The sequence below is a fragment of the Rhodopirellula sp. JB055 genome, assembly GCF_043100905.1.
In the GTDB taxonomy this organism is placed as follows: Bacteria; Planctomycetota; Planctomycetia; order Pirellulales; family Pirellulaceae; genus Rhodopirellula.
Genome location: NZ_JBICHO010000518.1, coordinates 1 through 8395, shown reverse-complemented (window position 1 = coordinate 8395; position 8395 = coordinate 1). Strand labels below are relative to the sequence as shown.

Annotated in this window: 4 protein-coding genes; 2 read left to right on the top strand and 2 right to left on the bottom strand. The window is 58.0% G+C overall.

The genetic code is table 11. From position 1 onward, the window contains the following. Positions 1–271 precede the first annotated feature (271 nt). Both ACF8AM_RS20200 and ACF8AM_RS20195 read left to right on the top strand, forming a co-directional pair. Positions 272–3118, top strand: coding sequence for a PSD1 and planctomycete cytochrome C domain-containing protein (locus tag ACF8AM_RS20200; protein WP_392557382.1), 2847 nt, complete (start codon positions 272–274; stop codon positions 3116–3118). A gap of 30 nt (positions 3119–3148) precedes the next feature. Further along, positions 3149–4582 carry a DUF1501 domain-containing protein gene (locus tag ACF8AM_RS20195; RefSeq protein ID WP_392557381.1) on the top strand — a complete coding sequence of 478 codons (1434 nt, stop codon included), beginning with the start codon at positions 3149–3151 and terminating at the stop codon, positions 4580–4582. 195 nt (positions 4583–4777) lie between these two features. On the opposite strand, the gene ACF8AM_RS20190 is transcribed toward ACF8AM_RS20195, so the two are convergent. Further along, a complete protein-coding gene (locus ACF8AM_RS20190) occupies positions 4778–6283 on the bottom strand; it encodes a leucyl aminopeptidase (RefSeq protein ID WP_392557380.1) in 1506 nt (501 codons plus the stop codon). Positions 6284–6354: 71 nt separating this feature from the next. Next, positions 6355–7812 (bottom strand): sigma-54-dependent transcriptional regulator, encoded by a 1458-nt coding sequence (locus tag ACF8AM_RS20185; RefSeq protein WP_392557379.1) that lies wholly within the window; start codon positions 7810–7812, stop codon positions 6355–6357. Between the last annotated feature and the right edge of the window lie 583 nt (positions 7813–8395).

The following is an 8395-nucleotide window of genomic DNA, read 5'->3' as shown; positions in this document are numbered from 1 at the left end:
CATCGTATTCCCCGAGGCGGACTTGTCGTTTGAACATCATGCCAATGTAGACGTTGGAATCGCGGAAGTGGTTTGCTCGTTTGACCGATCGTGTGTGTGGGACAGAACTTACAAAGCGTTGGATGGGGCCAGTTTTTCAGTGGCCTTTTTGTCGGTCCAACAGGGCTCCATAGAGCATCAGGTGTCAGCATGGGTTACCCTGGTTGGGTTCGGTTGACCTCCCAAGCTCAAGCCCGATGCGTCTGGCAGGACGCGAAGGATTCATTCACCCGTGGCCCACCATCGCATGCGAGTTCGCATTCTGACGACCCTCGGAAAACCACTGACGCTGTTGTTGTTGGCGCTCTCTTTGGGTGGCCAGGTGATTGCCGATGACATCTCTGAATCGCCCCCTGTTTCCGAATCCGAAGCGTTGTTCGTGCGCCGGGTGTCGCCGCTGCTTCGCGAAAAATGTTTGGGGTGTCACGGGCAGGACCCGGAGTTGATCGAAGGCTCACTGGATCTGCGATCGTTTGCTGGGTTGAAAGATGGCGGCGACAGCGGGGAAGTCGCGGTTGTTCCTGGTGAGCCGGAACGCAGTCCTTTGTATCTGGCCTCCACCCGAACCAGCGATGATTGGTCGGAGATGCCACCCAAGGAAGCCGAACAGCTTTCAAAGCAGCAGTTGGAATGGCTACGAGACTGGATTGCCTCCGGTGCGGTTTGGCCGGAGGAGGATCGCGTGGCCGAGATTCAAGCGGTTTATGAAAGCGAGTGGTCCGCCGAAGATGGCATCGCCGTCGCAACCTCCGGTGGGCTCGATGAACATTGGACGAACCGGAAGTATGACCCAGCCGGATTGTGGGCCTATCAACCGGTGCAGAAACCTGAAATGGCTACGGATCGAAATCCGATCGATGTCTTGATCGAAGACGGCTTGGCTGACGCGACTGACCTGGCACCGCGTGCCGATCGTCGGACTCTCATTCGCCGAGCGACCTATGACTTGACCGGATTGCCGCCGACGCCTTCGGAGATCGAAGAGTTTCTGCAGGATCCGGCTGACGATCGCGAGGCGTTTGGACATTTGGTCGAGCGATTGCTGCAGTCACCTCACTACGGCGAGCGGATGGCTCAGCATTGGTTGGATGTCGTTCGCTACGCTGACTCCTCCGGATTCGCGAACGATTTTGAACGCGGGAACGCGTGGCGGTATCGCGACTACGTCATCCGCTCCTTCAAAGAAGACAAGCCGTACGACCAATTCATTCGAGAACAGATCGCGGGCGACGAGATCGATCCCAACGATCCCGAGTGTCTGATCGCTACCGGTTTTTTGCGGATGGGACCTTGGGAGTTGACTTCGATGGAGGTCGCCAAGGTGGCTCGTCAACGGTTCCTCGACGACGTGACTAACAGTGTCGGTGAAACGTTCCTGGGGCATTCTTTGCAGTGTGCTCGCTGTCACGATCACAAGTTTGATCCGATTCCCACGCGAGATTACTACTCCGTCCAAGCGGTCTTTGCGACGACACAGCTCGCCGAGCGAAAGGCGGAATTCTTAGACGACGAGAACCGGGCTGGCTTTGATGAAAAACGCTACCTCGATCGGTCCAAGCAGATCCATGGGAAGACGCTCAAGGAGATTGAACAGGTACTCTTGGATCACTCGCAAGTTTGGTTTCAGGAAAATGGCAAGGATCCGACGCAGTGGAACGAGGAACTGAAGCGTCTGCGATCGAGTGGGAAAACGAAGTCGCTGTTCACCTCCGCTCGCAATGCGATGCGTGCGGCAGGAGTTCCTGAGAGCGACTACCCGCCGAAGTTGGTCGGGTTCACACCGGAGCAATTTGGGAAGGAACGCGTCGCTCGAAAGGGACTGCAACGTTTGCGTTGGGAACAAGATCGTTACCAACCGTTCGCACTGGCGGTCTACAGCGGACGAACGGTTTCGAGAACTTCGGTGACGAGCCCGATCCGAATGCCACAGGATCGGTTGAAAAAGGGTGAGCTGGAGTCAAGCGTGATCTTGACCGGTGGCGACCCCTTCTCCGCCGGCGAAGCGGTTTCGCCGGGCGTGCTCAGCGTGATTGAGAACCAAGTCCCGGCCGACATTCCGGTTGCCATCGAAGGACGCCGGGCCGCATTCGCGAATTGGGTGGCGGATTCAGAAAACCCGCTGACGTCTCGCGTGATCGTCAATCGATTGTGGCAATGGCATTTCGGAGAGGCCATCGCAGGCAATCCCAACAACTTTGGTGCGACCGGGAAACCACCGACGCATCCGGAGCTACTGGATTGGTTGGCGGCCACGTTGGTGGAAGAGAACTGGTCGATCAAAGCGATGCATCGTCGGATCATGAATTCGGACGTTTATTGTCGTTCCAGTTCCAACGCATCGACTCAGCCATATCAAGGGTTCAAGCCTCGTCGCCTGAGCGCGGAAGAACTGCGGGATTCGATGTTGGCCGTGACTGGAGAACTGAGCCCGGTGTTGGGCGGCATCCCATGTCGACCCGAGATCAATCAGGAGGTTGCGTTGCAGCCTCGACAAGTCATGGGAACGTTCGCGGCCGCGTGGGTTGCCCATCCCAAACCGGAAGACCGGCATCGGCGATCGATTTATGTGCTGAAGCTTCGCGGATTGATTGATCCGTTCCTGGAGGTGTTCAACGTGCCGTCGCCCGATTTTTCCTGTGAGCGACGATCCGCGTCCACGGTCACGCCTCAGGTCTTCAGCCTCTTCAATGGGCAAAGCACCCACGCTCGTGCTTTGGCATTGGCCGATCGAGTCCGCAGGGAAACGGAATCGGATGAGGACGCGATCACTCGGTGTTTTGAACTGGTGTTGTCACGATCGCCTTCGAGAGAGGAGGTGAACGAAATGCTGACGCATTGGTCACGCGTGGAAGAGGTTCTTCCGGCGTCGCCGCCCGAACGTCACCGCCCGCCTTTGGAAGTGGTGCGTAAAGCGGTGGAAGAGAACACGGGCGAGAAGTTTGAGTTTGTCGAACGCTTGCACGCCAACGTGGACTTTCAGCCTGACTTGCAACCCGCCGATGTGGATCGGCGGACGTGGGCGTTAGCGGATGTTTGTTTGGTGCTGCTGAATTGCAATGAGTTTGTTTATGTGTATTGAATTCAATCGGCGCCGTTTGCTCCTATCGAGGTGGATGCAATGTTTGTGATCCCACGACGCGAAAGTTTGTTTCGGATGGGAACGTCGCTGGGCGGGATTGCTCTCGCTTCGTTGCTAGCGGACGAAGCCTCCGCGGAAGACAGTCGTGCCGAAAACAGCGAAGCCGCGCCGATGCAGCCCAAGGCAGGGCATGTCCCGGCCAAGGCGAAGAGCTGCATTTTCTTGATGATGGAAGGTGGGCCGTCGCACATCGACACGTTCGATCCCAAACCCAAACTCAATCAGTTGCACTTGCAGGAGTTTGTTCGCCAAGGCCAACAGAAATCCGCGATGGAGAGCGGCAAACGTTACTTCGTTCAAAGCCCTTTTTCGTTTTCGAGGCACGGCGAGAGCGGTGCCCCGATGGCGGACAACTGGACGCATTTGCCGAAGGTCGCGGACGAGCTTTGTTTCTACCGAGGGTGCCAGGTCGATAGCGTCAACCATCCCACCGCAATGTATCAAATGAACTGCGGCAATCGCTTCGGTGGTGATCCGGGCATCGGGGCTTGGGTGACTTATGGGCTGGGGTCCGAGAACCAGAGCTTGCCCGGTTTCATCGTCTTGCCAGAGGTTTCGTACCCGCAAGGGGGAGCGGCCAATTGGAGCAATGGTTATCTGCCGGCGTTCTATCAAGGCACGCCTCTGCGAGCCAAAGGGTCACCCATTTTAGATCTGCAACCTCCCGTCGGAGTCAGCCGAACGAGGCAGCGACTGAATCTGGACCTGCTTTCGCGGATGAATCAGCGGCATGCTGCCAAGCATCCCGAACATGATGAATTGTCCGCGCGTCTGGAGAGTTACGAGTTGGCATTTCGCATGCAGACCGAAGTTCCCGAAGCGATGGATCTTTCCGGCGAGACGAAGGAAACGTTTGCCATGTACGGGATCGGGAACGATGCCACCGACGCATTTGGACGCAAGTGTTTGCTGGCTCGCAAGATGGTCGAGAAGGGCGTGCGTTTCGTTCAATTGTACAACGGGACCTGGGACAGCCACGATTACATCGAACGAGCTCACGGGAACTTGGTGCGAGGTGTCGATCAACCCATCGCGGCATTGATTCAAGACTTGAAGCAACGGGGATTGCTCGAGAGCACCTTGGTCGTGTGGTGCGGCGAATTTGGTCGCTCTCCCGACAACGGCGTTCGCGGCGGGACCGCTTACGGACGCGACCACAACGCCAACGCGATGACGATTTGGATGGCCGGTGGAGGCGTCAACGCGGGACATACGATCGGCGCGACCGATGAGACTGGGATGACGGCGGTCGAAGAGGTGCGGCCCGTTCGTGACTTCCATGTCACGTTGCTACGGCTGTTGGGGCTCGATGACAACAAGCTCACGTATTATCACGCCGGCCGCTTCAAGCAACTCAGCCAGTTCGGCGGCAAGGTGATCGAGCCATTGATCAAAGCATCGTAGCTACCGTAGGCCAGGTTTCACCTGGCAATGGTTCTTCGCCGGCGAGCGTTGGTCTCGCGAACATGTTTCGATGACGCCTCGCTTTGATCCAAAGCATCGGCGTGGATGCCATGTAGGACATGGCCTACGGTTGTCGTGGACCGAATTCTGACGAATCCGGCTACGGGATCATTCAAACCGCTTCGAGACCATCGCTTACGAAGCGTTTTCGATCCAGCGGACGAGGCTTCGGACCATCACGCCGGTGGCACCTGCATCACGATGAGGTTTGGGGGAATCCACAAAGGCGGGGCCAGCGATGTCGATGTGAACCCAAGGCACGTCGGCGACAAAGTTCTCCAGGAATTTCGCGGCGGTGATGGCGCCGCCCCAGCGTCCTTCGCCGACGTTCTTGATGTCAGCCACTTTGCTTTTGACTTTGTCGTCGTACAGCGAGAACATCGGCAATTGCCAAACGGGTTCGCACTCGGATTCCGCGGCATTTTGGAACCCGTCGCAAAGGGCATGGTCGTTTGTCATCAACCCGGCGACATCGATTCCCAGTGCAACCATACAAGCACCGGTGAGCGTGGCGACGTCAACAAACGCTGTGGGTTTTTGTTGCACAGCAACGTCGAGGGTGTCAGCCAACACGACGCGACCTTCTGCGTCGGTGTTGAGGATCTCGATCGTTTTGCCGCTGCGGGTTTCGATCACATCGCCGAGTTTGTAGCTGTCGCCACTGAGCATGTTTTCGGCCAGCCCGCACAGCCCGATCACGTTGCGTGGCACCTGCAGCTTTGCGAGCGCGTTCATCACACCAACGACGGTCGCGGCACCCGCCATGTCGCACTTCATGTCGACCATGCCTTCGCTGGGTTTGAGTGACAATCCACCCGAGTCAAACGTGACGCCTTTGCCGACGATCACAAGCGGGGCTTCGTCGCCACCGCCGTCGTGACGCAGCATCACCAAACGCGGTGGGCTGGTGGATGCTCGGCCGACCGCCAAGATGGCTCGACAGTTTTCGGCTTCCAGTTTTTTCTCATCCCAGACTTCGCACTTCAGTCCGCAATCGCTGGCGATCTTTTCCGCGTACTTCGCAAAGCCGGTTGGGTTCATGATGGATGGTGGTTCGTTGACCAAACGCCGTGTGTGGTTGATCGATTGGCCGAGCTTCTCGCCTCGCGAAACGGATTCGGCTGAGTAACCAACGAACGCGATCGCGGCGGGAACCGAAACGGATGGTTCGCGTTGATACAGGTGTTGGCCTTCGCACCCGGAGACCGCACCGGCGACGACGGCATCATGATTGTCAGTCGCGATGCCATCGCCCAAGGCGAACGTGATTTGCTGGCGAGGTTTGCTGGCCAAACTGCGGACCACAGCGGCACCCAGTTCAATCGCGGATCCGCGAGTTCGTTTGTCGCTTGCGCCCAAGCCAGCGAGCACGATCCAAGGTGTTTGAGCGTCGCCGGTAGCGAAGCTGGTCAGCTCACCGGGTTTACCATTCACTTCGCCGGAGTCGCACGCATTTTGAACGGTCTTGGCGAGCGATTCTGGCAACGCCGAGATGGAAACGCACTTCGCGGTTGCTTTGCCGTCGGATGATTCCGCTGAATCGCCGGCCGGCTCGACGCCGAGGACCAGCACGCCTGCTTTGGCGAGGTCGAGTTTGGCTTCGGCGGTCAGGGGCAACGAAGGGAAAGGCAAAGGTTGCATGTTGGATCCGGTGTCGGTTGAAGGGAGTGAGCGTTGGAGTTCAGGACTTGATGTGCGGAACGGGGGAGGGTCTACGACTTGGCTGCCGCTTCATCGTCTTCTTTTTTGTATTGGTCGAGTCGACGGTAGAGAGTTCGGGCACCGATCTTCAGGATCTTTGCCGCTTCTTCGCGGTTGTTGCCGGTCATCTTCAGGGTCTCTTCAATAGCCCAGCGTTCAATCTCGGCGAGCGGTTTGCCAACAAAACTCATCGATCCCTCGATCAACGCGGGAGTGGTCGCGTCGTCAACTTCCCGGGGTTCGTCGTCGATCAATTCTGGTGGCAAGTCGTCTTCGTCGAGCGACCCATCCGTATCCAACACGACCATGGTTTCGACAAAGTTTCGAAGTTGCCGGATGTTGCCGGGCCAATCGTAGGCGAAGAACTTCTTGGTCACCGCGGGAGTGAAATGGGCGGACGATTTGCCATGCCGCCGCAGAAACATTTTGCGGAAATGGTCCATCAGCGCGATCACATCGTCACGTCGCTCCCGCAAAGGCGGCAACTCGATCGTCACGACTTTCAAACGAAAGTAGAGGTCATTGCGGAACGTTCCCGCATCGATCATTTCTTCGAGTGGTCGGTTGGTTGCTGAGATCAAGCGAACGTTGACCTTGATCGATTTGTTGCCGCCGACGCGAGTGATCTGGCTTTCCTCCAGGACTCGCAGCAGTTTGATCTGGGTGCTCATCGGCATGTCGCCGACTTCGTCGAGGAACAGCGATCCACCATTGGCGTATTCGAACGCCCCTTCGCGGTCCGACACGGCGTCGGTGAACGATCCTTTGACGTGCCCGAACAATTCACTTTCAACCAAGTTCTCGGACACGGCTCGCGTGTTGAGCGCGACCATGCGTTTGTTTTTGCGAGGGCTGTTTTGGTGGATCGCTTGGGCCACCATTTCTTTGCCGGTTCCGGATTCACCGGTGATCAACACGGTCGCGTCGGTGGCCGCGATTCGCCGCAGGCGATCGATGACCGTCTGCATCTTTTTGCTGGTGTAGATGATGCCTTCGAAGCCAAATCGCTCATCGAGCCGCTGCATCAACTCGGTGTTTTGGCGTCGCAGTTCGACTTTCTCGGCAGCCTTTTCGACGATGGCTCGCAGGCGACTCGGCGTGATGGGTTTTTCGAGGAAGTTGAACGCCCCCTGTTGCATGGCTTCCACTGCGATTGGCACGGTGGCATGGCCGGTGACCATCACGACTTCGCATTCGGGGAGGCGTTCTTTGGCCAGAGCGAGGATCTTCATTCCGTCGACGTCGTTCATCACCATGTCCGTGATCACGATGTCGAACGTTTCTCGCTGGATCAACGCAGCTGCATCGGGGCCACTGGTCGCGACTTCACAAACGTAGCCAACTTTCTCGAGGCTCTCTGTCATTGCCCGGGCGTGAGCGGCCTCGTTGTCGACAACCAGCAACCGATACTTGGAACGATCAGGCGGTTCGGCGGGAGAATCGGCGGCAGCAGTGAGATCGGAAGTCATTCAAATCAGACGGATGACGAGAAGGGCTGGCGAAAATCGACCCCATTTTGTGGTCGTGAGCCCTAGATTCTAAGCCAGTCCAGGCTCCTGGGAACCATGTCTCCGAAACCGGTTTTGTTCGCCCACGGAAGGTGTCGGGGGAAGCGGTGCAGGAGATGCAGGCCCGCACGCTACCAGTCGCGGAGCGACGGCAGCCGGAGATACCTCGCAAACACCTGTCGCCGCTCCGCGGCTTGCCGGTTTTGGTGGGCCCGCTCTGAACCTCGGGTTGAAACCCGAGGCTGACCAATGCCACCGCTCTGCGGTTGGGTCCCCGGCGCAATCAGTCGCGGAGCGACGGCATCCGATAGCCTTGGGTTTCAACCCAAGGTCTCGTGACGCCGCCTGCGCCTCCCAAGTCGCGGAGCGACGGCAGCCGGAGACACCTCGCAAACACCTGTCGCCGCTCCGCGGCTTGCCGGTTTTGGTGGGGCCGCTCTGAACCTCGGGTTGAAACCCGAGGCTGACCAATGCCACCGCTCCGCGGTTGGGTTGACCGAGGCAGCACGCTAGGCGAGGGGGCAACCCGGCGCCCGATGCGGAT

Bases quoted from the DNA above. Each gene is read 5' to 3' on its own strand.
- ACF8AM_RS20190 (WP_392557380.1), bottom strand. From the start codon at position 6,283: ATGCAACCTTTGCCTTTCCCTTCGTTGCCCCTGACCGCCGAAGCCAAA.
- ACF8AM_RS20185 (WP_392557379.1), bottom strand. From the start codon at position 7,812: ATGACTTCCGATCTCACTGCTGCCGCCGATTCTCCCGCCGAACCGCCT.